This window comes from Rhodococcus sp. USK13, assembly GCF_018343855.1.
Taxonomy (GTDB): Bacteria; Actinomycetota; Actinomycetes; order Mycobacteriales; family Mycobacteriaceae; genus Rhodococcus_F; species Rhodococcus_F oxybenzonivorans.
The window spans coordinates 6,204,805-6,230,819 of the sequence record NZ_CP069242.1 but is presented as its reverse complement, the minus strand read 5'-3'; the positions used below and the strand labels follow the sequence as shown (position 1 = coordinate 6,230,819).

Genomic DNA, 26,015 nt, shown 5'->3' with positions numbered 1-26,015 from the left:
CCGGTCCCCGGTGACGACCGTCGCACTACACTCAGCGGATGAGAAATGCGATCGACGTTGCCCACGACTTGTCGCAGATCGCCGAGCCCTTCCTCGACGCCGGTGCGCGAAGTCGGGTAGATGAATTCCTGGACATGGGTGAAGGACGCATCGCTGTCGAGACCATCCTGCGTGCTGCAGTTGCCGGCATGTTCACCATTCCCCGCCCGCTGCTGCACGAAGTGACGTCATGCTTTCTGGTCGGCACCAGCTCCGAGCAGGGCGGGGAGGACCTTCGCTCGCTGGTCGACGCCGCACTGCGACACAACCGAGGAGTCGCAACAGATCGAGTCGTAACAGATCGAGTCACAACCGAGGCGTCATCACGCGTCCATTGCGAGCTGAGACCGGGCTGACAGTGCCCTCGGCAGGATTCGAACCTGCGACCTACCCTGTCGCAGGCTGCAATTAGAGAACCTGCAGATCAGAGCCGGTGCTACTGAGCCTTATCCTCGTCCACTCTCCGCTTACTCTCCACTTTGACTGCGGCATCGAGGATCGCCGCCACCTCCGGGCGCACCTTCCCCCGCGACATGTACTTGTCCATCGTCATCGACGGACTCGCGTGCCCGAGCTGGTCCGCCGTGATCCGCGCACCGACCTTCGACTCGTCCAGCAGCGACGCAACCGTCCGCCGGAACGTGTGCGCCGTGACCCAGTCCAACCCCAGCGCGGCCCGCACCCTCCGCCACTGCACGTTCATCGCGTCCGCATCCCGAATCGTGCCGGCCTTCGACGGGAAGATCACCTGATGCTTGTTCGGCGGCATCGCCAGCTTCCGGGCCCGCAGCATCGTCACCGCGAAGTCCGGCAGCGCCAACGTCCGGTGTGTGTTCTTCGGGTCGTCGGTGCGGCTGACCAACGCGAGCCCCTTGCCGGGCACCCGGGTCGCCTTCTCCGACAGGGTGATCGTCTTCTCCTGCAGATCCAGGCCCGGCCACGTCATGCCGATAAGCTCCGACATGCGGACCCCCGTCGCCGCGAACATCGTGATGACGTCGACCAGGTCCACGCTCGCGCAGTACTCCGCCACGGTCGGCACCCGGTACTTCGACGGAATCGGCATGCCGCCCTTCCCGACCGCGGGGCACGGGATCTTCGACTGCCGCAGATCCACCAGCAGCTTCGCCAACTGCTCCGGTTCAAGGGACCGCGGCTGCTTGGTCGACTTCGACGTCGGCGGCTTCGTGTCCCGCACCGGATTCGCCTTCACCACGCCGAGGCGGGTCGCCATCGAGAACATTCCCGACAGCACCGACCGGGTCGTCTTCGCGTTGCCGGCGCCGTTCACCTCGGCCACCGACCGGAGGAACGTCTCGAGCCGCTGCGTCGACACCTCCTGCAGGCGTAGCCCACCGAGCTGCGCCGAGATGAACCGGGCCACCTCGTCGTAACGCGTCAAGGTGCGCGGTGCCTTGCCCGTCTCCACGAGCTCCACCCGGTACGTCGACCAGAGCTCGTCGATCGTGGTCGTGCCGTCGAGATCGCCGGTCGACTCGCACGCCGACTTCATCGCCTCGATCAGGATCCGCTCCGCGGCGGCCCCTTCGCGGTCGAAGACACCCTCGGGGGAGTAGCGGCGCATCCGCCGGGTCCGCCCGTTCTGGGCGCGGTACCGGCCGTCGGCGTACCACCGCCCCTTGTCCACCTTGGTGCGTTTGATGTGCCCCCAGGTGCCGAGAGGCATGGGCGGGCGGGCCATCAGGCCACCGCCACGTGATCGTCGTTCGTCACGACTAGACTCCTCGCTGAAACTGTTCGGGTTTCGCCTTAGCCCCCGCGCTCACCACCTATGAGCGCGAGGGTTTCTCGTTGATCATGCCCTGCGTTCGAGTTCCTGATCGATGTACCGGCGTTCACTCTCAGTCAAGTCGCGGACTCGGTGCTGCAAGGTCGGCAGGTCGACCCACAACTCCTCGGCCATCTCGTCGTCTACCCGTAGCCGATTCCATACGAGGGCGTCGATGAGCGTCTCGAGGCTGATCAGCCTACGCGCCGTGATGCATTCGACGACGCGTTCCTCTTTGACGGCGAGGTGCGGGTCGTTGGGCACCGGGCCGCGCTCGATGTGCACGATCTCATGGGTCAGGGTGCACCGGCGCTCGCGCTGGTTCGACGTTCCATCAATCTCGATACCGTCGTCGGTCCACTCGCCGAGGCATCCAAACCTCAGGCAGCTCGGGAAGGTGACTTCGAGGTGCGGATAGCACCTTTGAAGATGCCTCCATGGATGCCATCGGTGAACCATGCGCCCCGTCCAAACGTGTCGGTGTCCTGTGGTAGGCCCACAATCTACTCGAACAGACGTTCGAAATACGAGTTACTGGTCGGTAACTGAACGTGACCCAGGTCGCCGCAAGGCTTCCTGAAACGCGTTCCTACGCACCAGCCTCCGGCCCCTCTGGGTCGGCGCGATCCCACGGCTCCCCTTCGATCCGCCGCCGCCGGCGCTCCTCGGTCTCACCCTCGCGGCGAGCCAGTGCGTAATCGTCCTGCTTCCCCGCGTCGTCAGGGCTCACGCCTTGATCGTCCACTGTCAAGTCTTGGACCTGGACATTCCCGGTCGGCTTCATGGGGGCTCCTGGGCTGCGCGTCTTGCGGCCTGCGCTGCCGCGCTTCGGGCTGCCCTCTTCCGTCCGCGATTCCGTGACTTGCGCATCTGCTTCTCCATCCGTCTGGTATTGGGATGTGAGCTTGATGAACTCGCGTGCCACGGTTGTCAGGGTTTCTTTCGCCGAGTCCGGCAACTCGCCGGCCCCGCCGATGGATAGCGCGCTCGGGTCATTTCCGGTGTAGACGGAAAGCCCTAGAGAGCGAGCTGATGCCATGACGATGTCCGTGACGGTGACACCCAGTCCTGCCGCCAAGCCGCGGATGGTGTCCGGGTCGGGGAAGTTCTTCGGTGTCACTGTCGCGAGTTGGTGCAGCCGCTTGGACGTCGGGACGCCCCCGCAGTCCCGCGACAATCTGTCGTAGGACCGCGTTCCTTTGCGGTCGGCAATCAGGCCGGCCAGCGTCTGCTCATCACTCACGGGAATCACCGTCGCTTGCCACTAGGCGTCTCGTCCAATTGGAAATCTTAGGCACTGCGCAACCTTACCGTTCGAACAAACGCGCAGGTGGCACCTAAGAACACGTGGCGAAAAGAATTCCCGTAGCCCCAGTCCAGCGGATTCATTCGAAGTTAGCGCTTGCCTAACTGCCTAACGTTGGGTAATACTTTGACGCGTAATGATTGACAAACTGCCTAACCAGGGGTGAGGATATGAGGGTCAAGACAGACACGCGCCGACACCGCTCCAACCGAAGGAGGTGGCCCAGTGGCATGAGAATGCAACTCGTAGCACGGGACGCACTTATCGACCGCATGGATCGCAAGGGATTCTCGAATCGTCGTCTCGCAAAGTACGCCGAGTGTGCTCCGGGCACGATCGACAACCTCGTCGGGGCCCGGACTCAATCCGTGAACAACCCCAGGACGGCCGAACTCATCTGCGAGGCGCTGGACGTCCCGCTCGACGTCTTCTTTGTGCCCGAAATTTCCAACAATGCGCGGCGAAACGTCAATCATCGGAAGGTTCCGGCGTGAAAGCCGGTCCGGCAACAAACGAAAAGGCCGCCAGCTGAGGCAACAGCTGACGGCCACGACACAGATAGGAGATCCAATGTCAGAGATTCAGACTACGGCACGCTCGCCGTTCGACGAGTTGATGCTGGCCGGGAACAGATGGTCCGCGCGCGCTCTCATGTCGCCGCTCGGCTACGGCGCCGACTGGCGAAACTTCGAGGCGGTGATTGACAGGGCCGAGAGGTCGGCCCTGAACCAGGGACACGACGTCTCTGACCTTTTCGTTGCCCTCACCGAAAAGTCGGGCGGCCGACCACGTGTCGACTACCACCTGAGCCGCTTTGCTTGCTACCTGGTCGCGATGAACGGCGACCCGCGCAAGCCAGAGGTCGCTGCCGCCCAGGCCTACTTCGCGATCAAGACACGCGAGGCCGAGACGGCAACCCCAGCCCTCACCGGCCCTGAGCTGATGGCCACCGCGCTCCTAGAGGCGGCTGCGACGTTGAAGGCGAAGGACCAGCAGATCGCGGAGCTCGAAGCACCAGCGCGAGCGTGGAACAACCTCGCCGATGCGAAGGGAAATTACAGCGTCGCCGAGGCCGCGAAGATCCTCTCGCAGGATACGAACATTCGGATTGGCCGTGATCGACTGTTCGACTTCATGCAAAGCAAGCGGTGGATCTTCCGCTCCCGGAATCCGCGTGGCGGCTGGGAGGCCCGGCAGGAGCAGGTCGACACAGGGCGACTGTACGAGCGACCAGCGCGCCCGTTCCTCAACTCCAAGTCCGGCGAGTACGAGCTGCCGGCGCCAACGCTCCGCGTCACTGTGAAGGGAATCGCGAAGCTGCACGAGCTCCTCGGCGGATCGGGACAGCTCACGCTGAGTGATGCGGCATGAGCGACCGGTCTCTCAACATTCATCAGGTGTCCGAGCTGGTTGGGCATTCGCCGCAGACGATCCGGAAGATGCGCACCCAGGGTTGGATGGCCGCGCACGGACCACACCCCCTGTACTCGAAGGGGTTCAAGGCGGGGGAGGGCATCACCTCCGCGCTGCACTGGCGTGCATCCGACGTCGCCGAGTTCATGGAATCCCTCATGGCTGATGCCGCGAGGTGGTCCGCATGATCCACTACGAATGCACCGAGTGTGGTTTCGGGATCGGCGGATCGCACCCGGAGGCCGCTGAGGATGAGTATGAGCTGCGTCAGGAGATTGACGCGCACGAAGAGGTGCATCGGCGCGACGACCAGGCAGTCGGTGTGAGCGCTCCCTCCGCCGACGGAGAAGCGCTGAGACTGTTGGCGGAGCAAGGACTGGTCATACTGCCGGCCGAGGCGAAGACCCTCACTCGCGACGACGTCCGCGCCATCGTGCGCGAGGAGGTTGCAGCGTTACTGCGTGTTGCCCTCGCCGGCGGCGAGTCGCTCATCGAGTTCGTCGAGCCCCCTGTTCATGGCGACGATGATCTCGTCGGCCGTCGCTGGCCGCGAGTTGTTCGACGCGAGCGTGAAGATCGCCTGGTAAATCGACTTCACTCCGGTCAGCGAGTCGGGGACCGCATCGATCCTTCGAGCGAGGTTGTCGAGCCGAGCGTCGGCAGCCATTCAGTTCCCCCTCCGAGTTGTGAGTCTGGCGTCACCACCCTAAGCGAGGCAGGCGGCCATGCCTGACCTTTACGAGGGTGACCTCGACGCCCTGGTCGCGAACGTGCCCCACACCAAGCGACCGCGTGCGCTCGTCGACCACCACAGTCGCCTTGCAGGCGAGTTCGTCACCGAGTTCGAGCGCGGCCTGATGTCGCACACCGAAGCAATCCACTCCGTTCATCCCCAGCATGTGAATGAAACGAGACTGCCATGACAGCAACGTTCGACGCCCGCATCGATGGCGACGATCTACACGACCACTACTTGTCGACCCCGCTCCACGACCAACTCGACCGCGACCTCCGTGCGACCTGGCTGCAGCAGCCCGGCCCTCCGTTGTCCGACACCGAGTTCGACCAGGCTGCCACCGAAGCAACCGAACTGACGAAGCTGCACCCGGCGACACCCGAACTGTTCGACGGGCTCGTCGCAGCAATCGACGAGGAACCCGAGCCAAGCTTCTGGGACAAGCTCGAGGACTGGCTCGCCCGTTGGGGGATTCGCCTCGTTGCACTCGCCTCGATCACGGTGTTCACCTACGTCGCGCTCGCCTACTTCAACGTAATCCCGGTAGTGCAGCCATGAGCGCCATGACTTTGGCCGAGTACAAGGCGCAGGTTGATGCGAAGTACGCGGGCATGCGAGAGCAGCAAATGGTGCAGCGTGAGGCCGAGCGCCCGCGCAAGGATCACTGGCTGCTCGTCGGACCCAGCGGTGAGATCGACGGCGTATGCACCAAGCGGTTCACCAAGTCGGCGGCTGCAGCGCTCGAGGAGTTCTTCCCGAAGAAGAAGCAGCGACACCAGAAGTCAGCCGAGGGCTGGCACATCGAAGAAGACGACGAGAACGGCAGCAGGTGGGCGGCGGATTGCGCTCGACGAGAGCAGGAGCGTGCAGGATGAGCGCCCCCGACGAAATACTTTCCGACCTGCTTGATGCGCTGAACGATGCTGGCCAGCTCGACGGATACAGCGTGTGGTGTGAGACCGACTGGGGCCGGTGGACCAAGGCACTCGACGAGAGCGTGGCGACCGCCCGGCTTTCCATTCGAACTCCAGGCGGGGCTTCAGAAGTCGCCTACCTCATCGCGCACCCGATTGAGTCCGATCCAGACGACGGCGCGGCTGCCGACCGTGCCCGCGACGCCGCAATCGATCAGCAGAACGGAGTGCTGTGATGAGCAACGCCAAAGCGCGGTTCGAAGCCGAAGTCACCGAGCATCAGATGACGGTGCTCCACGACGAGGGCCTGTATCGGCACATCAAGTTCGCCCGTCCGGGCAGCAACATGTGGAGGTTCGACCTCGTCACCTGGCCCGGTCACCTCGCGATTTCCGGAGACCTGCAGTCGTACACCTTCAGCCGTCTCCCTGACATGTTCGAGTTCTTCGACGGGCGCCGGATCAACCCGAGTTACTGGGCAGAGAAGGTCGTTGCCGGTCGCGAGCGGACCATGGAGTACTCGCCGGAACGCGCGCGCCAGCTCGTTGTCGAGCATTTCATGGAGTCCAGGCACCAGCGCGACGAGCCGAACCTGCCGCTCTGGCAGGCCATCCGAAGTGAGGTTCTTTCGAGGCTTGACGAAGGCGAGCACGAAGCGCACCGCGCGATCAGCGACTTCGCCTACTACCTGCCCGAGACGCCACGTAAGAAGTCTGAGGACTTCAAACCGGAGCCGATCGTCCGCCGAGCGCTGAGTCGGCGGGCCAACTTCGAGTTCTCAGATTCATGGGAGTGGGATCTCCGCGACTTCGACCACCACTTCCTCCTGATCTGCCATGCCATTCAGTGGGGCATCGCGAAGTACCGAGCGGAGGTGACCGCTCGTGCCGCATGACGATGGCCAGGCCGCGATCCTCGACGTTGCGGACCCTGACACCGACGTTGCGCGGGCCATTGCGCAACGCGCCCGACTCGCCGTGTGCAACGCCGCAACGGATGCCGACGACGCCCGCAATCTGCTGGCAATGCTCGGGCTGATCGACGTCGACACCGAGGTCGCGCAGCGTTGCGCCGTCTGCAACCACCAGATGGTGAACCGCAACGGCTCCGATCTCCGACCCCGACCACCCGGTGTGAAGACCGTTGGCGCGAAGGGGATGTGCAACACCTGCTACCAGGTCACGTTGCGACCAGACCGACCACAGGTGGGTGGTGTTGCGTGACGGATCCCTTTGCGCCGGGTGGTGCGGAGTGGTCGAAGATCATCACTCCCAGCAAGATCGCCGCGGTCGTCACCGATGACGACGGGCGTTCGTTCTCCCGGTACGAATCCGCCTACCGCTTGTGGCACCGGATGAAGGGTCTCATCGACCCGGAGCCACCGAAGGACATCTTCACTGTCGGGCACGCGTTCGAGCCTGCCCTGGCGTACCTGTGGTGTGAGGCCAACCCGGGCTGGCAGCTGTCGCCCGGTGAGGTGCGTGTGCGGCGTGATGACCTTGGCTTCCCGTGCCTGGCCACGATCGACCGCCGTGCTCGCAGCGGAAAGGCCCGCCGGATCGTCGAGTTCAAGACGGCCCGGAAGCTGGAGGAGTGGGGTGACGACTTCACGGACGAAGCCCCGTTCGACTACGTGATTCAGGTGCAGGCGCAGATGCACATCACTGGGTTCACGCAGCGCCCAGCGCATCTGATGGTGATGGGCCCGTATTTCAAGCATCACATCTACGAGATCGAGTACAACCCTGCGTTGTGCGCGGTGATCTTCGACCGGTGCCGGCAGTTCTGGGACTCCCTCGAATCGTTCACCGTCCCGGATCTCGACGACTCGAAATACACGTACGAGTGCGTGCGTGAGTTGCACCCGGACATCGACGGCACCGAGGTCGAACTCACTCCGGAGCTGTCACGCGAGTACCTGCAGATCGATGCCGAGTTCAAGGCCCTCGAGAAGCGGCACCGCGGTGTGAAAACGAAGGTCCTCGACCGCATGGGCAACGCACAGACCGCGCTCTGCAACGGCGAAAAGGTCGCCACCCGAAGCCCTCACAGCCGTGGCGGCGTCGCCCTCAAACCCAACAGCAAGACAGACCCCACGACCCTTGGAGTAGCAGCATGACCAACGAAATCGAGCAGTACAACGCCCCGACCGCACTGACGAACACCGCCATGGCTGACGTCGCCCAGGACCTGCAAGCCCACGTGGCCGCACTGGAGTCGGCCGACGTGCTCGCCAAGATGATCCACACCACCGTCCAGGCATACGACGGCGGCACCGACAGCAAGGGCAAGCGGCGAGCAGGGCAGAAGGAAGCCGCGGTCGCCATCTACCACGGCATGCAGCTTGGGTGGGGACCGCTCACGTCGCTGCAGAACATCTTCACCGTGCACGGCGTCCCCGCAATGTATGCCCGCGCCATGCGGGCGCTGCTGATCTCGAAGGGCCACGAGGTCGAGACGATCGAAAGCACCACGACCACCGCCACCGTCCGGGCCCGGCACGCAGGCCACCCGAACTGGGAAGAGGTCACCTGGACGATCGAGCTCGCAACCCAAGCCGGGTACACCTCGAACCCCAAGTACAAGACCGACCCTCGCGGGATGCTGTACGCCAAAGCACTGGCCGACGCCTGCCGCCGTGCCGCGCCAGACGTGCTCATGGGCATGCCGTACACCGCCGAGGACCTGGAGCTCGACCAGCGGCCCATCCGTGTCACGTCGGAGCGGGTCGAGGGACCGAAACGGGGCACCGCCGCCCTCGTCGAGAAGCTCGGCGTCCCCGCCGAGACCACCCCAGACCCGATCCTCGCCACCCCGGCCGACCTCAAGAAGCTCAACGACGCCCTCACCAAGGCAGAGATCACCGGCCGCGAGCAGGTCGAGGCGTTCCTCCGCACCCGCACGGGCCGACCAACCCTGGCCTCGTCGAAGGAAATGACCCGCGACGAGGTCGCCTCCACCATCCGCTTCATCGAGACCGGTGAAGAGTCCGCCGGAGACCAGCAGTGACCCGCACCCTTGCGTCCCTAGCCCTCGCCGTCGCCCTCACGGCGGCGGGGGCGGGGATGGGCGCAGTCATCGCATTCGGCTGGCTCGCAAACGGATTCGAAGAGAGGCTCGCATGACGACTGACCGTCACCCGTTCACCCTGAGCCCCAGCTCACTCCAGTGGTGCGAGCTGTGCGGATACGGTGAGAGTCACGCCAAGCACAAGCCGAAGGTAGTCACGATCTGCGGATCGATGCGGTTCTTCGAGCAGATGCTCACCGTCGCAGCGCAGGAGACCGCGAAGGGGCACATCGTCCTGGCACCGTTCTGCGTCGTCGCACCCGAGGACCAGGGCAACGAGCGCAAGGCGATGCTCGACCGCCTGCACTTCCAGAAGATCGACATGTCCGACGAGGTCATCGTCGTCACCAACCAGCACGGGTACGTCGGCGATTCCACCCGCCGCGAGATGGCCTACGCAATCGGTGCGGGGAAGTTCCTCGGACTCGACAGCACCCGCGAATTCAACATCCCCGAGGAGGGCGACCGGTGAGCAATTCCATCATCGACCAGCGGTGGACACGCACCGTCCAGGTGCGGATCGACGACCAACCGCCGATGCCCGACACCAAGTCCACGTACAGCGTGTTCCCCGCCAGCCTCGCCCTCGAGTACTCCAGCATCGACGGCAGCATCTGGAACCTCACCTCCGCCCGCGTCATCGGCCTCCGCGTCCTCAAGACAGGGGAGGCCGGCAGCACCCATTCCGTTCAGTACCTGGTTCGCAGCACCGACACAGTCGCGCAGATGCATCCCAACACGCCAGACGCGGTGCTCGGGCTCGCGTGGCGGCACGCCCCGCAGGCGGTGAGCAATGCATGAGCACCGCTTACAGCCAGCCGAGCCGTGCCGCTCGTGCCGGGCCCCGATCGTGTGGGCGAAGACTCAGCAGCCGAAGCCGATTCCGCTCGACCCGGAGCCGAGCGAGAACGGCAACGTCGCGACCTATCTCGTCGACGGTGTACTGCACGCCAACGTGATCCTGAAGGCGCAGCGAGCCGCACTCAACGCGGCCGGTCGTCCGCTGTACCTCGCCCACTTCGTCAGCTGCCCACACGCGAGCGACTGGAGGAAGCGATGATCACCGTCCTTCGCTGCCGTGGTGTCGGCGAGCCGATGGGTGAGGCGTCGATGCTCGCCAACGTCACGCGCCACCTCGACCCGGAGCGGTTCCGGGTCGTCGAGGTGCCGTGGTCGGCACAGTACGGGCCGGTGCCGGCGCCCCTCGGGTCGTCGTTCGACACGTCCCTGCGGTCCGGGCGGACGATGCTGCTCGACTACATCCGGCGCGACCCCAACCCGGTAGTCATCACCGGCTACTCGGGCGGGGGAGCGCTCGCCGGCAACGTCGCCGCCGAAATCGCGCGCGGCGAGCACCCTGAACTGGACGTGCGCGGTGTCGGGTTGATCTCGGATCCGCTCATGCCATGGCCGTACTCACCGGCCGGACCTACCACCTGGGGCATCGCAGGTGAACGCTGGATCGACGCGCGCGCCTTCCCGCTCTGGCATCTCGCAGACCCGGCCGACGTCATCACCTGCTGCCCGGCGGAATCGCCACTGCGCACGCTGGCCGACCAATCGGCCGCCTTCTCTCTCGTCGACCCGCGCGAATGGGGCTGGGACCTCATCCGCCGAGTGCGAGAGAAGCGCTGGCAGGCCACCATCCGCGACTGGCGCAACGTCCCCGAGGTCTGGCGGGCGTACAGCGCGGCGATCGACGGCGTCCGCGGCTACCTCACCGGCGAGCACGACTCGTACCACCTGCGCCACTACCCCGGCAGCACTCGCACCTACACCGAGTGGCTCGCCGACCGAATCAACGAAATCAGGGAGTGACCATGACGACCAAGCTCGACGCGCGGGACGTGATCACACTGCTGCGCAACCACTACAACGCACCGAACCGGCCAAAGGGGTGGTTGTTTGCCCCGGAGATCCAGGCACCAAACTCGGACCGGCGCGCCGACCTGATCACCGCACCTCTAACCCGATCAGGGGGCAGCGCGATCATCGGCCACGAGGTCAAAGTGTCTCGCTCAGACGTCCTCGCCGAGCTCGCGGACCCCACGAAGCACGACGACTGGGCCAAGTACTGCGACCGCTGGTATCTCGTCGTCTCCGACCCGACGCTCGTCGAGGGCCTCGACATCCCCGACCACTGGGGCATCATGGCGCCACCATCCGGTCGCCGCACCCGCTCAATGACGATCATTCGCAAAGCCCCGAAGCTGTCCCCGATCGGCAGCTCCGACGGCTGGATGAAGCTCGCGCGCTGGCAGACGTTCCGGGCGGATGAGGGCCTCGCGGAGGCGGCCCGTGACGTGGCGTGGAAAGAGCGCGAAGCCGACCAGCTGCGCGCGCAGGTGCAGAACCTTCAGGCCGCCGGCACTCGAAGTATCTCGCCGCATCTGCAGACTGGCCTCGACCTGATCAACCGGGTGAGCAGACGGACCTCTGACGAAGAACTCTGGGGCAACGTTGACCTCGACGCGATCGCCGCCGCCGTCGTCGACGTTGAGGCGACCCGCCGGGCCGCCGAAACGCAGCGCCGAGAAATCGAAGCGTTGGAGCGCTACCTCGATCCAGCCCGTGGATCACTCGCGAAGCATCTTGCGTCAGCTAAGCGACTCGGCGCGCAAGGCGAGATTCGGAGCGCATCATGACAACTGAGCAACTCGACCTGTTCGACGAGCGTGACTACGACGCCGAGGCCGCGGCGAAGGGTGCCTGGCGCGATCGGATGGTGCCTGCCGACTGGGTTGCGCCGTACGACTGCGGCTACGGGCCCGCCGGCACCGTCGTCTCGGGCTGGCGCTGCCCGGCCTGCGGCAAGGTTGAGCCGAACGGCTACATCCTGTTGATCAACCACGGCATCGATCCACACATTCCGGGGGACGAGGGGTTTCTCACCGAGTGCATCAGCATGGATCTGCGAGCGGTGCGCGCCACAGTCGAGGCGAGAGCATGAGTAACCAGATCGACCTGTTCGAGCCCGAACCCGCCGAGGTCGAGCGCCTCGCGGAGGTTGCGTTCAACGCGCACTCAGCGTCCTCGCTGCACGTGCCGCATCTCGTGCGGTGGCACGACATCACCGAGCCTCCCCGTGACCGCTGGCGCGCCGCCCTGCGCGCCGTACTCGCGGCACAGGCAACCCGACCACCAGACGGGAGGGCCCAATAGGTGGGACTTCCATGGGCTCGCACAGACACCAATCTGCCAACCCACGACAAGATCCTCGACCTCATCGGAATGGGCCCAAAAGGGAAGGGAGCGGCGTTCGTTTACGTCTCTTCCTACCTCTATGCGGCCGATAACGGCACAGACGGATTGATCAAGAAAGCCGTTCTGCCGTTCATTCACTGCAACCCGGCCGAGGCGAAATTGCTCGTCGCAGTGGGCCTCTGGGAGGCCGAGCCGCCAGGCAATTACAGGATCAGGAACTACGGCACGAAACAGGCTGTTGGGTTCGCTCAGCAGGCATTACACGAAGCCCGGTCAGCTGCCGGGAAGAAGGGGGCGGACTCGCGATGGGGCGACTGACACCAGTTTTGCCATATGGCAAAACCCATAGCAAAACGATGGCAAAACCGCGTTTGCCATTTCCATTTGACAATGGCACTACCCTACGTACGAACGAACGGACTTACGTAGATAACTACTTGCGGAAAATCTCTTCGACTTACGTAAGCAACGCGCGCGAATTTCGGGCCGGATTCATCGCTCGGGGTCACCAGATCGCCGCCGCTTCGCGCGGCCGTACCGCAGTTATCCACAGGGGTCGACCATGAACCCCTACGAATTCGCGGCCACCGTCAAGTGCCCACACTGCCGCGCCGAAATCGGTCACCGCTGCGTCACCGAAGACGGGTACGAGCGCAAGATGCCCTGCCTCGACCGCGTCCGACTCGTCGAATGGCCCGACACCCGCGCGCTGCCCGACACCACACCGTCTGACGGGCGTCCGCCGCGCGCACCACGACCCGACTACGTGTCAGGCATCGACAGGCAGGTGGGGGACCAGTGACCACCCATACGATCCGGCTGCCCTGGGACTCCCCACCACTGTCGATGAACGACCGAGGAGCCTCCGCAGGGGCGGTGTTCGCGAAGAACCGTGAAATCGCCCAGATCCGCTCAGACGTCGTCCGCCTAGCCCGTCATGCCAGGTTGCCCCTGAACGTCGGCCACGCGGTCATCCAGCTGCACTACCGACCCCGCGACAAACGGCGACGCGACACCGACAACCTCATCGCCACCCTCAAACCGATCTGCGACGCACTCGCCGCCGGCACCACCAAACACCCCGGCTACGGCCTCGTCGCTGACGACATCCCACAGCACATGGCCAAACCCGAACCGATCATTCACCAACCCAGCCGCACACCCGAGCTCTGGCTCGAGATCACATGCAGCGATGAGCCCAAGGAGCTACCCGCATGAGCGTCACCGTCTACAGCTCACCGGCGTGCATGCCCTGCAGAGCCACCAAACGCAAGCTCGACGACCTCGGAGTCGAGTACAACAGCATCGACCTCACCGACGACCCCGACGCCGCCAACGACCTCAAGAAACTCGGCCACCTCGAAACACCAGTCGTCATCGTCCGCCTGGACACCGGCGTCGAGCACTGGTCCGGACACAGGCCCGACCGCCTCACGAAACTCGCCGGCGACCTCGCCGCCATCGCCTACCTCGCAGAAGACGGAGACCTCGCATGAAGACCGCCTACCACGAAGGCAAGTACTGGCGTATCGGAGCCATCCGCCGAAACCCCATTGCCTACGCCGAACTCCACCGCCCTGACGAGAAATCCGTCGCCGTCCCGCTATCGAAGCTGCGATTGGAGGACCCACGACCATGAACGAAGACCATGTCTGCAGGGCAGGCAAACGGTGCACCGCCCGAACCCGCACAGAAGACGGCAAGGGCTGGACACCCGCCGCCACCATCAACCCAAATTCCCTCTGCGAGCCCTGCATCCACTGGGTCGAATCCGAGACCTCAGCATTGTGGGCCGACTACCTCGCACTGCACCGCATCGTCGGCGAGCGACCCAACACCCAACACGATGGAGGGAAACGGCCAGACCCAACCTCGCAGATCCCGCTCAATGTGCACGTCGACGCCCTGATGCGCGACATCGTCGACACCGTCGAACGCGCCGCCGAACAGATCGCCGACATCCTCCGAATCGACAACCCCGAACACCCCAACCCAACCGCACTTCTCGCCGCCGGACTCGCAATCGTCGAACCGAACATCACGATCCTGTCCAGGGTCGGCGAGTTCGACGCCCAGCAATGGAACGATGCCGGCGACAAGGTCGAGGCCGTGAACACAGACGGGCCCACACTCTGCCTCAAGCTCGCCGAACTGCACCACCGCGCGCAGAACCAGCTGGGCGAAACCCGAAGCAGAGACCGCATGCCCGTACCCTGCCCACGCTGCGAACACTCCACCCTGGGACGGTGGCACGGCGCCGACAACGTTGACTGCATGCACTGCGGATCGTCCTGGACTGAATCCGACTACAAGCGGATGACACTCATCCTCGCCGACGACTACCAGGAGCTTGCCGGATGAACGACCCATGGCCATGGGAGACCGACACCCCACTCGAACGCGCCCGCCGGGTCGCCCGCTCGTACCGTGAAGCACTCGAATCAGCGAACCCGACCGTGTGCGAACATCTCGACCGAAAGGTCAACGAGTACGGGCAAACCTGGATTCAACCCGTCGAAGTTCAGTGGGAACAACTGTCCGCGAGGGACATCGAGAACCTACTCGGAATACCCGCCACCACCATCAGGGCCTGGGCTTCGAAGGGGAAACTCACCAAGCTAACGGCGGACGACGGATCACCGGTCTACATGGCCGAAGAAGTGCGGGCCATCGCAGCGCAGTCACGCCGCAAAGCGACGTAAGACACCAAGCCAGGGTCGGGAGTGGACGACCGTAGGCGTTCCCGGTAACGTATCGACCTGAGCGAGCTGTGCCCAAGGGCAGGCTCGCTCTCGTCGTCTCGCCAGGAAATCCTGTTCAGCGCAGTCGGTGAGGCTCTACGTCCAGGGGCGCGCCTGGATTCCCGTTGAACACCCGCCTGCTTGCTGCCGGTGAAGTCGCACAGATCCACTCGTTGAGCGACGGCGCCATGGCGCGAGCGCGTACGCAACCGGCACCAACGCGCATCATCTCCCGCTCGTCAACGTCACCAGCCTCGTACCCGCAACCGCGAGGAACTGGAATCGAAGCACGCGCTGAACCGTTTCCCGGCGCAGCTGCGAGCGGATCTACTTCACAGGAGGTCTCGACATGGCGCGTATCGATCGATGGGCAAGCCACACGGTTCCGAAGCTGTCAGTGCGATGGACCGGCAACGAGGACCCGCGAGGTAAGCGGCGCAACCGGAAGGGCAAGCGGTGATGGACCTCGTCGGGCAGATCACGAGCATCACCGCGCAGGTGCTTCGCCGCCTGGCCGATGGGGTCGATGGCCATCCGCCCGCCGTGCAGCAACCGGTGATTCACATTCACATCTACGGTGATGGCCCGGCAGCGCAGGGCCCGCCCCGAACACGTTGGGGGAGACGGAGCTGACATGGATCGCATGGTGTTCCCCATTGAAGAGCCCGACGTTGAGATGCTCGTGCACGACTACCTATCGGACCTCGATGACTGGACGAGCCACTTGCTCGGCATCCGCTTCCTCGACGCTGTCGATGCTGTGCTTGCCCCGCTGTACAAGGACGCAGGCATCGCGATGATGGCATGTGTGGATGTGGATGTGGCTGGCGGCGCGTGACGTCCACTACTGACCGCGGTCTGGGTTGGGATCATCAGAAGCGACGTGAGCGACTGATCAAGGACCATGTCGATGGCGCACCGTGCTGGTGGTGCGCACTGCCGATGTTCCGGGACCGCGCGAGTAACTGGGACTACGACCCAACCTCTGCTGACCGTGCATCCGGATCGCTTGCCGCGGACCACACGGAGGCCCGGGCCCACGGTGGAACCCACGCCGATCGTCTCCTCCACGGCTACTGCAACAAGTCCCGAGGCGACGGCAGCCGCGACCATCTCCGCCCCGCAGTCACCGGGCTCGACCCGACGGCCACCCGCGGCGCCGACGACCCACTCGGCATCCGACTCCTGCCCTGGCCCTGACCAGCACCGATGCAACCCCACCCCACCCCCGAAAATTATCGAGGGGGTGGGGGGTCCCTGACTGGCCACCTTCAGTCAGGAGTTTTTTTACAGACCCGATTTTTGTACCGGGATCGAGGGGGGTGATCGGGTGCCAGACCTCGACAGCCTCGCCTCCGGTGGCCGCCGTCTCTACGCCGAGTTGCATGACGACGAGGACCCGTACTCGCTGACGGCGATGATCGTCGAAGCGGCCAGGATCAAAGACCGTCTCGACCAGTTCGATCGCGTCCTGTGCGGCGACATCGACTGCTGGGTGAGTCTGGTCGATGCGCGCGGCGCCGACGGCATTCTCGAGATACGCGTCGACGGTGCACTGCAGGAGTCCCGGCAGCAGGCCAACACACTCCGGCAGATGCTCGCCGAGATCCGCCGACAGAAGGGCGCTGAGCCTGCCGGTGATGGCGATGACGGCCTCGCTGATCTGTGACGACTTCCCCACGCTGACCGGCCGTCAGGAGCCGCACAACCTTTCCGTCTTCGAGGGCGACATCACGCACGGCGTGAAGGCTGTCGAGCTGGGACGCCGCGCCGGATCCATCGCGATGCCGTGGCAGGTCGAGGCGCAGCACGCGATCCTCTCGATGACCCCGGCTGGACGATGGACGCACCCGACCTGCTGCCTGATCATCCCGCGGCAGAACGGAAAATCCGAGATCCTCATCCAGCGCTGCCTGTATGGGCTGTTCAAGCTGGATGAGACGATCATCTACACGGCGCAGCGGTGGAAGACCGCCCGCGACGGGTGGAAGCGGCTGATGGCTCTCATCAAGAGCCGACCGTGGCTGCGGAAGCGGGTTGTCCGTGCGACGTGCTCGCAGGGTGAGGGGATCATCGAACTCGCGTCCGGCGCGTCGATCTCGTTCGGGACCCGCTCGAACGACACCGGTCGCGGTCTGACCGACGTCGATCTGGTCGTCTACGACGAGGCGTACAACCTGACGCCCGGTGAGATCTCCGCGATGTCCTTCGTGCAGATGGCGGCGAAGAACCCGCAGCGGATCTACGCCTCGTCTGCGGTGAACCAGGACGAGCACCCCAACGGCGAGGTGCTCGCGTCGGTCCGCAACCGCGGCCTGGCGCGCGAGGTCGGCGTGTACTTCGCCGAGTACATGGCGGCAGACGGCATGCCGCGCGACGCGGAAGAGACCTGGCGCTACGCGAACCCGTCGTACGGAGTCATCCAGACTGCCGAGAAGATCCTCGACATCATGAAGAACCTCGCGACCCCGGCGGGCCGCAAGGGGTTCGATGTCGAGGCGCTCGGCCGCGGCGATTGGCCGGCCACCGACGACAAGGCGGAGACCTGGCAGATCGTCGCCGAGGATCAGTGGCGCGGACTGCTCGACTACGCGCCGGACCTGACCGGCACGACCGGTGTCGGTGTTGCGCGTGTCGGGAGCCAGTGGGCGATCGGAGCGGCGCAACGCACCGTCGACGACCGGATCCATGTCGAGGTCGGGTATCTACCGATCGCGCCGAACCCGGAGATCGTCGCACTCCTCGGCCGCGTCGACGACACGATCGAGCCGTGCGCGATTGCCACGGACAGCCGGTCCCCGGCTGCGGTGCTCGAACCGATGATGAAGACAGCCGGTATCGAGCTGATCAAGTCGACGACGAACCAGGCCGCACTGATGTGCTCCGGGTTCGTCGACGACGCCGAGGACGGGTTGCTCTGCCACACCGGGCAACCCGCACTGCTGCACGCGCTCGAGCACGCCACCAAACGTGAGCTGCCACGCAAGGACTGGGTCATCGACCCAAACGGTGACCCCGGCGGGGCACCGTTGCTCGCGGTGGTGCTGGCCCGGTGGGCGCTGCTCACGTTCGAATCCCGCGTGGTCGGGGCCGCGGCCGCGCCCGCGTTCGAGCGGCCCACACACACCGGCGGGTACGTCGATTCGTTCGACGCGATGACCGTCGCATTCTGAAGAAGGAGGTGACCATGGCGCAAACTGCGCGACCGGCCACCGAACTGGGGTATGTCAACGGCGGCGGCACCGAATGGCAGCAGTGGGACCACACCGAAAAGGTGCCCGAACTGCAGTGGCCCGAGTCGGTAAATGTGTTCAGCCGGATGGGCCGCGAGGACGGCCGAGCCTCGTCGCTGCTGCGGGCCATCGGGCTACCGATCCGCCGCACCACGTGGCGCCTCGACCAGAACGGCGCCCGCGACGAAGTGACCGAATTCGTTGCGCGGAACCTCGGGTTGGGGATCAAAGGCTCGGACTTCGTGCCGACCACCCGCACCCGGGGCAGATTCTCTTGGCGAAGTCACCTACAGCCGGCGCTGCTGATGCTGCAGTACGGGCACTCGTACTTCGAGCAGGTCTACCAGCTCGAGAAGGACGGCAAGCTCGGACTGCGGAAGCTGGCGCCGCGTCCGCAGCGCACGATCTCGAAGATCACTGTCGCGCTCGACGGTGGGCTCGAGTCGATCACGCAAGAGGCGCCGGTCGGCAAACTCACCGCGGCGTCGGCCATTCCTGACGGATTCACGATCCCGGTCAGTCGGCTCGTCGCCTACGTGCACGAGCCGGACCCCGGCCAGTGGCAGGGCAACTCGATCCTCCGCCCGGCGTACAAACACTGGATCCTCAAGGACGAGTTCATGCGCACGCAGGCCGCTGCCGCTCGCCGCAACGGCATCGGTGTCCCGGTCGGTACCGCATCGAAGTCCGACGACCAGGCCGAGGTCGACCACATGCGTGACCTCGCATCAAACTTCAAGGGCGGCATGACCTCCGGCGTAGGCCTCGCCAACGGCCAGGACCTCAAGCTGCTCAGTGTGCAGGGTGTCCTGCTCGACATTCAGCAGGCGATCGACTACCAGGACAAGCAGATCGCGCTCGCCGGTCTCGCGCACTTCCTGAACCTCGACCGCGGTGGCTCCTTCGCGCTGGCCAGCGTGCAAGAGGACACGTTCACGCAGTCGGTGCAGACCCTCGGTGAAACCATCGCCGACGTCGGCACCGCCCATGTCGTCGAGGATCTCGTCGACCTGAACTGGGGCGAGGACGAACCCGCACCCAAGATCGTGTTCGACGAGATCGGCTCGCGTCAGGACCTCACCGCGGCCGCACTGAAGATGCTGATCGACGCCGGACTGATCCGGCTCGACCGCTCGCTCGAAGAAGACACGCGTCAGCGGTACGGCCTGCCCTCGAAGGACACGCCAGCCCCATCCGAGTCGTGGACGCCCGGCGGCGACCCGAGCGAAACCGAGGAGACGACCACGTGAACCCGTTCCTGCGTAACCCCCAGGCGTACAAGCGCACCCCGGTGCGTGCCGCGCTTCCGGAAACCCGCACCGAAGGGAGCGTCGCAACGCTCCGCCTGTACGACCCGATCGACTCCTGGGGCGAGTACTGGGGCATCTCCGCCAAGGAATTCACCACGGCCCTCGACGAGCTACCCGAATCGATCACCGAGATCGAGCTGCTCATCAACTCCCCGGGCGGCGAGGTGTGGGAGGCGCTCGCGATCCTCAACTCGCTCCGCCGCCACAAGGCGCGCGTCGTTGCGATCGTCGAGGGCATCGCCGCATCGTCGGCAAGTTTCATCGCCGCCGGCGTCGACGAACTCCGAATCATGGAGAACGCCCAGTTCTTCATTCACAAGGCCTGGGGGATGTGCGTCGGCAACGAGCACGACATGGCCAAGTGCGCCGCAGACCTGGCGCATGAGGACCGCAACATCGCCTCGATCTACGCATCGAAGGCCGGGCGCGACGCCGACCAGTGGCTCGCCGAGATGTCGGAGGAGACCTGGTTTTCCGCCGATGAAGCGGTGACGGCTGGTCTCGCCGACTCGGTCATCCCGGCCCGCGAGTCGGGCGGCGCCCAGAACGCGCTGAACCGTTTCGATCTGTCCGCGCTGTCCCGTAAGCAGCGTGCGACCACGAACTCCTCTGCCGCCGAGGCGGAGGACAACAGGAAGGAAGCCGATATGGCCACCTTGAATGAATCCCTCGCCTCGCGCCTCGGCATTGCAGCCGACGCCGATGACGAGACCGTCCTGGCCGCCCTCGACGAGGCGCTCGCCGAGCAGGCCCAGGAGCCTGCCGCCCCCGCCCCCGCCCCCGGCGGTGGCGGTGCTGGCGAGGTGACGGCCGAGCAGGTCGCGAACTACGCGAACCAGCACGGTTTCGTCTTCGTCGACCGTGCCACGCACGAGGACCAGGTCGCGGCCGCCAGCGAGGGTCGCGCCGCTCGCGCGCAGCAAATCCGCGAAGGCGACGAAGCTCTCGTCGACAAGGCCATCCGGGCCGGCAAGTTCGGCCCCGGTCGCCGTGACCACTGGCTCAACTCCCTGCAGAAGGACCGCGAGGGAGCCACCGAGGCAATCAACAGCCTCGCACCCGGGCTCGTCCCGCTCGCCGAGGTAGGCCACGGCGTCGACCCCGAATCGACCGGCGGCTCCGACTTCGCGGCCGTCGACAAGTTCAAGAACTGGATCGAGGAGAACTGACATGGCTGCAATCCCGCAGATCACCCAGGGTGGACCGAAGACCTTCACCCCCAACGAAGTTGTCCTCGGTGGGCAGCTCGTCGAGGCAATCGACAACGGACGCGTCAAGCCTGCAGCCGCGGGCAGCTTCCGGGTTGTCGGCGTCGCACTCACCGACGGGCAGAGCCCGGAGACCGCGCAGGGCGGCACCTCGTTCGATGCCATCGGCCGACCGATCATCAACGCGATGCCGATTCCCACGGTCGTGTCGGTCGCCTACGCGGGCACCGAAACCCGGGTGACGTACTCGGCCGCAGCGAAATGCGGCGAGAAGCTCGTCGCGACCGCAGCCGGAACAGTCGGCCCCGCCGGAGCAACGCCCGACGCCCGCACGATCGTCGGCATCTGCACCCAGCCCGGGGGCGTCGCCGCGGCCGGCGTCGGTCTCATCCGGATCGTCTGATCCCTCACACCAACAGGAGAAACACATGGCACCCAGGACCGTTGTGAGCGGGTCGGACGGAGCGGCAGTTGCCGTCGCCGACTTCCTCGCCAACCCCCTGCTGATCCCGACCAAGCTCAAGAAGCTGCTGACGAATCAGTTCATCGCCGAAGCGCTGTTCCGCAACGCCGGTGCGAACACTTCCGGCATCTTCGCCTACACAGAGGGCGATCCGTCGTTCCTCGTCGACGACATCGACGAGCTCGCTGAGTTCGCCGAGATCGCGGTCTCGAACGCGTCCCGCGGAACCCCGAAGGTCGTGTTCTCGACCAAGCGCGGCAAGGGTGTTCGGGTCACGCTCGACATGATTCGTAAGAATCAGCTCGACGACGTGAACAAGCAGGTCACCGCGCTGAAGAACTCCTTCATTCGCACGAACGACCGGGCAGCGAAGACGGTTCTCGGGAGCGTCCCGACCTTCCCGGTCCCGACTGCCTGGGATGTGACCAACTCGCGGCCGCGTCGCGACATCGCCGACGCGATCTTCGAGATCTCGCAGGCCGCTCCGACGGTCGGTGAGGGTGGCAGCGAGGACGAGGGATTCGAGTTCGCAGCCGACACGATCGTCATGAACCCCGCGCTCATGCCGATCCTGATGGACAACGATGACCTGCTGAAGGTGTACCGGGGCAACATCGCCGACCAGAACATCGCCTACGTCGGTGCGCTGCCGGAGACGATCCACAACCTGCAGATCATCGTGTCGAGGGCGTGGCCGGCGGATCGTGCGCTCATCCTCGAGCGCGGCACCATCGGCTTCTACGGTGACGCCCGCCCGCTCACCTTCACCGAGCTTTACCCGGAGGGCAACGGCCCGAACGGTGGCCCGCGGGAGACGTGGCGTTCCGACGCCACCCAGGAGCGCGGCATGGCGCTCGACCAGCCCAAGGCTGGTCTGTGGCTGACCGGGCTGGTGACGCCGTGACCGAGTACGTCCTGACCGCACTGCGGTTCGACCAGATCCTCGACCGTGACGCCAATGGCCGCCCGCTCAAGGTGATCAAGCACCGGCGGGGCGCTGTGATCAGCGACCTCGACGAGCAGGAAGCGCAGCGCCTGCTGAAGGCGGGTGCGATCGCCGAAGCGGTGCAGGTCGCCGACCCCGCCGACCCCGCCGACCCCGCCGACGTCGACGGTGACGGCGACGACCAGGGCGGCGCGTCACCCGAACCCGGCAGTGATGCGCCCACCACGCCGAACCAGGCGTCGGCCGATCAGCCCCGCAAGCCGCGCGTCACCGCGACCGCCGAGAAGTGGGTGGCCTACGCCAAGTCGATCGGCCTCACCGACGAGGCCGTCGACGGCAAGGACAAGGACGAGCTGATCGCCCTCGTCGAAGCCGCCGAGCAGAAGTGACGTGAGGGGACGCCATGGCTGACTTTGTCACCGTCCCAGACGTTGCGGCCGGCTGGCGCCCCCTGTCCGCCACCGAGGGGCTCTGGGCCCCGCAGCTCATCGCATCCGCGTCCAGGTGGATCCGAGATCCGAAACGGCGGCCGGACATCGCCGACGACGACCCTGATGCACAGTTCGTCGTCATCGAGGTCGTGCGTGCAGCGCTGACAGCCGCCAAGCACGCCGGGCACGTCTCCTACTCCAAAACGGTGGGAGGCGTGACCCGGTCCGGCACCCTCGCCAACCCCGGCCGCTCGCTGGTGTTCACCGAGTACCACCACCAGCTGCTCGGGATCTCCCGGTCAGCGAAGCCGTCATGGACGTTCGGAGACTGATATGGACGAACTCGGAAACCAGACCGTCCGCGTGATCGAGCGCGTCCGCGGCAAACGTGGCGTGATGACCGAGCAGCCCGGGGCCGAGTACCCGGGCTGCTCGGTGCAGCCGGTCGACTCCGTCGAGGGTGTGCCGCTCGAACGGCACACCCGGTGGGCGCTGTTCGCCCCTCCGGGCTTCCCCGAGTCCACCGAGAACGTCCTCGCGGTCGACGGCATCGGGCCCCGATTGCATGTCGACGGCGACCTGCAGACCTGGTACGACGACGACGGCATCGCCGACCACGTCTGGGGATACCTCGAAAGGTGGGTGAGCAGTGGCTGATCCGAAGCCCGGTAGCTACCGGTTCTCGTCAAAGGACGCGAAAGCGATCATGCGATCGCAGCACGTTCAGAAGGCGACCCGGCGCATGGCCGAAGTCGGGGCGAAAGCGTTCAAGGCCGAAGCCCGGCGCCACAGGAAGTCCGGGAAGCTCGCCGACCAGGTCCGCATCGAACCCAGCCGCGGCTGGGACGGGCGTCCCGGACAGCGGATCGTCGCCTCTCGCAGCGGAAATCAGCCGGCACTGTTCGGCACGAGGCGATCGAAGCCGGTTCGCGCGAGCGAAGCCGCGATCCGGGCGATGAGGCAGAAGCGGAGGTACTGATGGTCGTAGCAATCGATGACACCCTGTTCCCCGACATCGAAGAGGTGCTGATGGTGTACCTCGCGCCGCTGGGGGAGACGGACACCGAACCCCCGGTGGAGGACGACGGTATCGGAATCGAGATCCACCGTTCCGGCGGCGCCGACGACGGAATCAGCGATTACCCGCGCGTGCAGATCATCTGCCACCACCCCGATCCGCGGGGCGCTTCGAAGCTCGCGCGGCAGGTGCGGAACCTGATGGACCGCATCCCCGGTGAGGCGATCGAAGTCGAGGATGAACCCGGCCCGGTATGCATCGACTCGTGCAGGGTCGACACCCCGCCCGAGACCGAGCCGTACGAGAACCCGGACGCCCGACAACAGGTTGCGTACTACGCACTCAGCCTGCAGAAGCCCTGGCGGCACTGACAACCCCCACGAACACCCACACCCGAGGCCCACGACATTTCGCGTCGTGGGCCTTCCTCATGCCCAGGAGGCATCATGGTCAGCGACATTGGACAGCTCGAAGTCTCGCGTCACCAGCGCGAACTCATCCTCAAGCCGAACCGCGCCCACATCTACGGCATGGGCATGGACATCGACCCGATCGAATACATCACCGAAGGGTCGAGCTCCCAGCTCGCCGAACTCCCCGAAGGAGCATGGGACTTCGGTCTCCTGCTCAAGGACGACGCGATCACCCTGACGCGGGAACTCGAGAAGTCCGACATCAGCGCGATCGGCTACTCCAACCCGGTCCGGTCGGACTTCATCTCCGACATCGCCGGAATCCAGTTCACCGGCCTGGAAGCGAACCGGTACAACATCGAGAACAACCTCGGTGTCGACCTGTCGCAGATGATCGCCGACCCGGAGACCGGTGAGATCGCGTTCGATCAGCCGGCCATCACCGCGATCCGACAGCAGCGCTACCTGGCGCTGACCCAGTTCAACACCGGTGTCGACCGGATCTACCTCGGCCGCCTGCTCTACGCGGGCGAAATTTCCGAGATGGGTGAGCAGACCATCTCCGACGGCGAGGGATCGCTGACATGGCCGACGACTGTCAACGCGACGGTCGACACCGAGCATGGTGTCTCGGTGCGGCACTACTTCGGTGGTCCCGGCTGGAACCGTGTCCTCGAGGACGCCGGGTTCAAGCGCAGCGCACTGACGATCACCACCGCGTCGCTGCCCGGCGGCACCGTGAGCGTGGCGTACTCGCAGACCCTGACGGTCACCGGCGGCACCGGCACGAAGACCTGGTCGGTCACGACCGGCTCTCTGCCTGCCGGTCTGACCCTGAACGCGTCGACCGGTGTCATCTCCGGAACCCCGACCGCCGCGGGTACGTCGAACTTCACCGTCCAGGTCGTGGACAGCGTGACCCCCGGCAGCGTGCAGAAGCCGCTGTCGATCGTCATCGCTGCCTGACCGATGCCCGGCCCTCGCGCCGGGCCCGAGAACGCACTGGGCAGGCGGGGATCGGCGGTCGACCGCCTGCCCAGTGCATCTTGACCGCCACACCGACCGTCACCGAAGGAGATCCCGTCATGGGACAGATGCGCACCATCAACAAGGCCGATTGGACACCGACACCGCTGGTATCGCCGGACGGCCACCTCTACACGCCCAGCTCGTACGTCGAGCACAAGCAGCTGGTCGCGTCCGGGTACGCGCCCGCGGCCGCATCCGAGCCGGTGCCCGCCGAGCCCGAACCGGCTCCGGCGCCCACCGCGCCAGTGCCCGAGCCCGCTGCGGAGTCGAGCGAGAAGCCGACTGACGAACCCGCCGATGTGCCGGCCGATTCGCCAGCCGATGCACCCGCCGAGGCGCCCAAGACCAAGATCACCCGACGCACCACCGGAGGCGCACAGTGAGCAACGACCTCGACAACGTGACCCAGTTCGACGACCCGAACGTCCGCAGATACGGCGGCGAGCAGCGTGAGCCCAAGGAGCCGTTCAAGTTCCAGATCGGCGAATCGCCCACCTTCCTCGTCCCGGAACCGGACTCCGACACCGTCATGGACATCGAGGAGGCCAACACGTCCCGGCGCGTCCTCAAGCTGTTCCTCGGCGATCAGTTCGACGATGTCGCCGACTTCCTCGGGCCGCAGCACCCGGACACGCTGATCGACCTCGCGCGTGACCTGTCTCGGCACTTCGGGCTGTTCGACACCGAGCAGGCGGTGAACCGGGCCGATCGGCGTAGTCGCGACCGGCGCCGCGCCGGGCGTCGTCGCTGACC

46 protein-coding genes are annotated in these 26,015 nt (G+C 65.4%); 42 read left to right on the top strand and 4 right to left on the bottom strand.

What is annotated here, in order from left to right:
• Nucleotides 1–38: 38 nt before the first annotated feature.
• The gene (locus JQT59_RS31295; RefSeq protein WP_213573319.1) at nt 39–395 is read left to right on the top strand and encodes a hypothetical protein; all 357 of its coding nucleotides are present in this window, start codon (nt 39–41) and stop codon (nt 393–395) included.
• 80 nt (nt 396–475) lie between these two features.
• Here JQT59_RS31295 and JQT59_RS31290 read toward each other — a convergent pair whose 3' ends face one another.
• The 3 genes from JQT59_RS31290 to JQT59_RS31280 all read right to left on the bottom strand — a co-directional run bounded on the left by JQT59_RS31290 (nt 476) and on the right by JQT59_RS31280 (nt 3,071).
• A complete protein-coding gene (locus JQT59_RS31290; RefSeq protein WP_213573318.1) occupies nt 476–1,741 on the bottom strand; it encodes a site-specific integrase in 1,266 nt (421 codons plus the stop codon).
• Nucleotides 1,742–1,855: 114 nt separating this feature from the next.
• Nucleotides 1,856–2,113 (bottom strand): hypothetical protein, encoded by a 258-nt coding sequence (locus tag JQT59_RS37360; RefSeq protein WP_249353972.1) that lies wholly within the window; start codon nt 2,111–2,113, stop codon nt 1,856–1,858.
• A 304-nt stretch (nt 2,114–2,417) separates the two neighbouring features.
• On the bottom strand, nt 2,418–3,071 hold the full coding sequence (locus JQT59_RS31280) for a hypothetical protein (RefSeq protein ID WP_213573316.1): 654 nt from the start codon (nt 3,069–3,071) through the stop codon (nt 2,418–2,420).
• Between the two features lie 293 nt (nt 3,072–3,364).
• Here JQT59_RS31280 and JQT59_RS31275 point away from each other — a divergent pair, with 293 nt between their 5' ends.
• The 3 genes from JQT59_RS31275 (at nt 3,365) to JQT59_RS31265 (ending at nt 4,735) form a co-directional block, all read left to right on the top strand.
• Nucleotides 3,365–3,628 carry a hypothetical protein gene (locus JQT59_RS31275; RefSeq protein WP_213573315.1) on the top strand — a complete coding sequence of 88 codons (264 nt, stop codon included), beginning with the start codon at nt 3,365–3,367 and terminating at the stop codon, nt 3,626–3,628.
• 76 nt (nt 3,629–3,704) lie between these two features.
• Nucleotides 3,705–4,505, top strand: a complete 801-nt coding sequence (locus JQT59_RS31270) for a phage antirepressor KilAC domain-containing protein (RefSeq protein WP_213573314.1) — start codon at nt 3,705–3,707, stop codon at nt 4,503–4,505.
• Complete coding sequence (locus JQT59_RS31265; RefSeq protein WP_213573313.1) at nt 4,502–4,735, top strand: helix-turn-helix transcriptional regulator; 234 nt, start codon at nt 4,502–4,504, stop codon at nt 4,733–4,735. The genes JQT59_RS31270 and JQT59_RS31265 overlap by 4 nt, the downstream gene beginning before the upstream one ends.
• A 266-nt stretch (nt 4,736–5,001) precedes the next feature.
• Here JQT59_RS31265 and JQT59_RS31260 read toward each other — a convergent pair whose 3' ends face one another.
• Nucleotides 5,002–5,214 (bottom strand): hypothetical protein, encoded by a 213-nt coding sequence (locus tag JQT59_RS31260; RefSeq protein WP_213573312.1) that lies wholly within the window; start codon nt 5,212–5,214, stop codon nt 5,002–5,004.
• 58 nt (nt 5,215–5,272) lie between these two features.
• Here JQT59_RS31260 and JQT59_RS31255 point away from each other — a divergent pair, with 58 nt between their 5' ends.
• The 38 genes from JQT59_RS31255 (at nt 5,273) to JQT59_RS31070 (ending at nt 26,013) form a co-directional block, all read left to right on the top strand.
• Entirely contained in the window at nt 5,273–5,470 is a 198-nt protein-coding gene (locus JQT59_RS31255) for a hypothetical protein (protein WP_213573311.1), read from the top strand.
• The gene (locus JQT59_RS31250; protein WP_213573310.1) at nt 5,467–5,841 is read left to right on the top strand and encodes a hypothetical protein; all 375 of its coding nucleotides are present in this window, start codon (nt 5,467–5,469) and stop codon (nt 5,839–5,841) included. Before JQT59_RS31255 ends, JQT59_RS31250 begins: the two co-directional genes overlap by 4 nt.
• Nucleotides 5,838–6,158: a hypothetical protein gene (locus JQT59_RS31245; protein ID WP_213573309.1), complete on the top strand. Its 321-nt coding sequence runs from the start codon at nt 5,838–5,840 to the stop codon at nt 6,156–6,158. Before JQT59_RS31250 ends, JQT59_RS31245 begins: the two co-directional genes overlap by 4 nt.
• Nucleotides 6,155–6,433, top strand: a complete 279-nt coding sequence (locus JQT59_RS31240) for a hypothetical protein (RefSeq protein WP_213573308.1) — start codon at nt 6,155–6,157, stop codon at nt 6,431–6,433. Before JQT59_RS31245 ends, JQT59_RS31240 begins: the two co-directional genes overlap by 4 nt.
• Nucleotides 6,433–7,092, top strand: a complete 660-nt coding sequence (locus JQT59_RS31235; RefSeq protein ID WP_213573307.1) for a hypothetical protein — start codon at nt 6,433–6,435, stop codon at nt 7,090–7,092. The genes JQT59_RS31240 and JQT59_RS31235 overlap by 1 nt, the downstream gene beginning before the upstream one ends.
• Entirely contained in the window at nt 7,082–7,420 is a 339-nt protein-coding gene (locus JQT59_RS31230) for a hypothetical protein (RefSeq protein WP_213573306.1), read from the top strand. Before JQT59_RS31235 ends, JQT59_RS31230 begins: the two co-directional genes overlap by 11 nt.
• Nucleotides 7,417–8,316, top strand: a complete 900-nt coding sequence (locus JQT59_RS31225; RefSeq protein WP_213573305.1) for a YqaJ viral recombinase family protein — start codon at nt 7,417–7,419, stop codon at nt 8,314–8,316. The genes JQT59_RS31230 and JQT59_RS31225 overlap by 4 nt, the downstream gene beginning before the upstream one ends.
• Nucleotides 8,313–9,206, top strand: coding sequence for a hypothetical protein (locus tag JQT59_RS31220; RefSeq protein ID WP_213573304.1), 894 nt, complete (start codon nt 8,313–8,315; stop codon nt 9,204–9,206). The genes JQT59_RS31225 and JQT59_RS31220 overlap by 4 nt, the downstream gene beginning before the upstream one ends.
• Nucleotides 9,207–9,318: 112 nt before the next feature.
• Nucleotides 9,319–9,738: a hypothetical protein gene (locus JQT59_RS31215; protein WP_249353971.1), complete on the top strand. Its 420-nt coding sequence runs from the start codon at nt 9,319–9,321 to the stop codon at nt 9,736–9,738.
• The gene (locus JQT59_RS31210; RefSeq protein WP_213573303.1) at nt 9,735–10,067 is read left to right on the top strand and encodes a hypothetical protein; all 333 of its coding nucleotides are present in this window, start codon (nt 9,735–9,737) and stop codon (nt 10,065–10,067) included. Before JQT59_RS31215 ends, JQT59_RS31210 begins: the two co-directional genes overlap by 4 nt.
• Nucleotides 10,060–10,326: a hypothetical protein gene (locus JQT59_RS31205; protein WP_213573302.1), complete on the top strand. Its 267-nt coding sequence runs from the start codon at nt 10,060–10,062 to the stop codon at nt 10,324–10,326. Before JQT59_RS31210 ends, JQT59_RS31205 begins: the two co-directional genes overlap by 8 nt.
• Nucleotides 10,323–11,084 carry an alpha/beta fold hydrolase gene (locus JQT59_RS31200; protein ID WP_213573301.1) on the top strand — a complete coding sequence of 254 codons (762 nt, stop codon included), beginning with the start codon at nt 10,323–10,325 and terminating at the stop codon, nt 11,082–11,084. The genes JQT59_RS31205 and JQT59_RS31200 overlap by 4 nt, the downstream gene beginning before the upstream one ends.
• A gap of 2 nt (nt 11,085–11,086) precedes the next feature.
• On the top strand, nt 11,087–11,911 hold the full coding sequence (locus tag JQT59_RS31195; protein WP_213573300.1) for a hypothetical protein: 825 nt from the start codon (nt 11,087–11,089) through the stop codon (nt 11,909–11,911).
• On the top strand, nt 11,908–12,216 hold the full coding sequence (locus tag JQT59_RS31190; protein WP_213573299.1) for a hypothetical protein: 309 nt from the start codon (nt 11,908–11,910) through the stop codon (nt 12,214–12,216). The genes JQT59_RS31195 and JQT59_RS31190 overlap by 4 nt, the downstream gene beginning before the upstream one ends.
• Nucleotides 12,213–12,428 (top strand): hypothetical protein, encoded by a 216-nt coding sequence (locus JQT59_RS31185; RefSeq protein ID WP_213573298.1) that lies wholly within the window; start codon nt 12,213–12,215, stop codon nt 12,426–12,428. The genes JQT59_RS31190 and JQT59_RS31185 overlap by 4 nt, the downstream gene beginning before the upstream one ends.
• Nucleotides 12,429–12,788, top strand: a complete 360-nt coding sequence (locus JQT59_RS31180) for a hypothetical protein (protein ID WP_213573297.1) — start codon at nt 12,429–12,431, stop codon at nt 12,786–12,788.
• Between the two features lie 160 nt (nt 12,789–12,948).
• Nucleotides 12,949–13,272 carry a zinc finger domain-containing protein gene (locus JQT59_RS31175; protein ID WP_502939886.1) on the top strand — a complete coding sequence of 108 codons (324 nt, stop codon included), beginning with the start codon at nt 12,949–12,951 and terminating at the stop codon, nt 13,270–13,272.
• Nucleotides 13,269–13,688, top strand: a complete 420-nt coding sequence (locus tag JQT59_RS31170) for a RusA family crossover junction endodeoxyribonuclease (RefSeq protein ID WP_213573295.1) — start codon at nt 13,269–13,271, stop codon at nt 13,686–13,688. Before JQT59_RS31175 ends, JQT59_RS31170 begins: the two co-directional genes overlap by 4 nt.
• Nucleotides 13,685–13,966, top strand: a complete 282-nt coding sequence (locus JQT59_RS31165; protein ID WP_213573294.1) for a glutaredoxin domain-containing protein — start codon at nt 13,685–13,687, stop codon at nt 13,964–13,966. Before JQT59_RS31170 ends, JQT59_RS31165 begins: the two co-directional genes overlap by 4 nt.
• Nucleotides 13,963–14,109 carry a hypothetical protein gene (locus JQT59_RS31160; protein WP_213573293.1) on the top strand — a complete coding sequence of 49 codons (147 nt, stop codon included), beginning with the start codon at nt 13,963–13,965 and terminating at the stop codon, nt 14,107–14,109. Before JQT59_RS31165 ends, JQT59_RS31160 begins: the two co-directional genes overlap by 4 nt.
• Entirely contained in the window at nt 14,106–14,831 is a 726-nt protein-coding gene (locus tag JQT59_RS31155) for a hypothetical protein (RefSeq protein WP_213573292.1), read from the top strand. The genes JQT59_RS31160 and JQT59_RS31155 overlap by 4 nt, the downstream gene beginning before the upstream one ends.
• Entirely contained in the window at nt 14,828–15,172 is a 345-nt protein-coding gene (locus JQT59_RS31150) for a hypothetical protein (RefSeq protein ID WP_213573291.1), read from the top strand. The genes JQT59_RS31155 and JQT59_RS31150 overlap by 4 nt, the downstream gene beginning before the upstream one ends.
• A gap of 673 nt (nt 15,173–15,845) precedes the next feature.
• Nucleotides 15,846–16,049 carry a hypothetical protein gene (locus tag JQT59_RS31145; RefSeq protein WP_213573290.1) on the top strand — a complete coding sequence of 68 codons (204 nt, stop codon included), beginning with the start codon at nt 15,846–15,848 and terminating at the stop codon, nt 16,047–16,049.
• Nucleotides 16,046–16,411, top strand: coding sequence for a hypothetical protein (locus JQT59_RS31140; RefSeq protein ID WP_502939754.1), 366 nt, complete (start codon nt 16,046–16,048; stop codon nt 16,409–16,411). The genes JQT59_RS31145 and JQT59_RS31140 overlap by 4 nt, the downstream gene beginning before the upstream one ends.
• Nucleotides 16,412–16,541: 130 nt before the next feature.
• Nucleotides 16,542–16,880 carry a hypothetical protein gene (locus JQT59_RS31135; protein ID WP_213573288.1) on the top strand — a complete coding sequence of 113 codons (339 nt, stop codon included), beginning with the start codon at nt 16,542–16,544 and terminating at the stop codon, nt 16,878–16,880.
• Nucleotides 16,852–18,384 carry a terminase large subunit domain-containing protein gene (locus JQT59_RS31130; RefSeq protein ID WP_213573287.1) on the top strand — a complete coding sequence of 511 codons (1,533 nt, stop codon included), beginning with the start codon at nt 16,852–16,854 and terminating at the stop codon, nt 18,382–18,384. Before JQT59_RS31135 ends, JQT59_RS31130 begins: the two co-directional genes overlap by 29 nt.
• A gap of 14 nt (nt 18,385–18,398) precedes the next feature.
• Nucleotides 18,399–19,694, top strand: coding sequence for a phage portal protein family protein (locus JQT59_RS31125; RefSeq protein WP_249353969.1), 1,296 nt, complete (start codon nt 18,399–18,401; stop codon nt 19,692–19,694).
• A complete protein-coding gene (locus JQT59_RS31120) occupies nt 19,691–20,923 on the top strand; it encodes a head maturation protease, ClpP-related (protein WP_213573285.1) in 1,233 nt (410 codons plus the stop codon). Before JQT59_RS31125 ends, JQT59_RS31120 begins: the two co-directional genes overlap by 4 nt.
• A 1-nt stretch (nt 20,924) precedes the next feature.
• Nucleotides 20,925–21,365, top strand: coding sequence for a hypothetical protein (locus tag JQT59_RS31115; RefSeq protein ID WP_213573284.1), 441 nt, complete (start codon nt 20,925–20,927; stop codon nt 21,363–21,365).
• A gap of 25 nt (nt 21,366–21,390) precedes the next feature.
• Nucleotides 21,391–22,329, top strand: a complete 939-nt coding sequence (locus tag JQT59_RS31110; RefSeq protein ID WP_213573283.1) for a phage major capsid protein — start codon at nt 21,391–21,393, stop codon at nt 22,327–22,329.
• The gene (locus tag JQT59_RS31105) at nt 22,326–22,760 is read left to right on the top strand and encodes a lipase chaperone (protein WP_213573282.1); all 435 of its coding nucleotides are present in this window, start codon (nt 22,326–22,328) and stop codon (nt 22,758–22,760) included. Before JQT59_RS31110 ends, JQT59_RS31105 begins: the two co-directional genes overlap by 4 nt.
• 14 nt (nt 22,761–22,774) lie before the next feature.
• The gene (locus JQT59_RS31100; protein WP_213573281.1) at nt 22,775–23,134 is read left to right on the top strand and encodes a hypothetical protein; all 360 of its coding nucleotides are present in this window, start codon (nt 22,775–22,777) and stop codon (nt 23,132–23,134) included.
• Between the two features lies 1 nt (nt 23,135).
• Nucleotides 23,136–23,459: a hypothetical protein gene (locus tag JQT59_RS31095; protein ID WP_213573280.1), complete on the top strand. Its 324-nt coding sequence runs from the start codon at nt 23,136–23,138 to the stop codon at nt 23,457–23,459.
• Nucleotides 23,452–23,781: a hypothetical protein gene (locus tag JQT59_RS31090; protein ID WP_213573279.1), complete on the top strand. Its 330-nt coding sequence runs from the start codon at nt 23,452–23,454 to the stop codon at nt 23,779–23,781. The genes JQT59_RS31095 and JQT59_RS31090 overlap by 8 nt, the downstream gene beginning before the upstream one ends.
• On the top strand, nt 23,781–24,191 hold the full coding sequence (locus JQT59_RS31085; RefSeq protein ID WP_213573278.1) for a minor capsid protein: 411 nt from the start codon (nt 23,781–23,783) through the stop codon (nt 24,189–24,191). Before JQT59_RS31090 ends, JQT59_RS31085 begins: the two co-directional genes overlap by 1 nt.
• 75 nt (nt 24,192–24,266) lie before the next feature.
• Entirely contained in the window at nt 24,267–25,199 is a 933-nt protein-coding gene (locus JQT59_RS31080; protein ID WP_213573277.1) for an Ig domain-containing protein, read from the top strand.
• Between the two features lie 119 nt (nt 25,200–25,318).
• On the top strand, nt 25,319–25,645 hold the full coding sequence (locus JQT59_RS31075; protein ID WP_213573276.1) for a hypothetical protein: 327 nt from the start codon (nt 25,319–25,321) through the stop codon (nt 25,643–25,645).
• Nucleotides 25,642–26,013 (top strand): hypothetical protein, encoded by a 372-nt coding sequence (locus tag JQT59_RS31070; RefSeq protein WP_213573275.1) that lies wholly within the window; start codon nt 25,642–25,644, stop codon nt 26,011–26,013. Before JQT59_RS31075 ends, JQT59_RS31070 begins: the two co-directional genes overlap by 4 nt.
• Nucleotides 26,014–26,015: the final 2 nt, after the last annotated feature.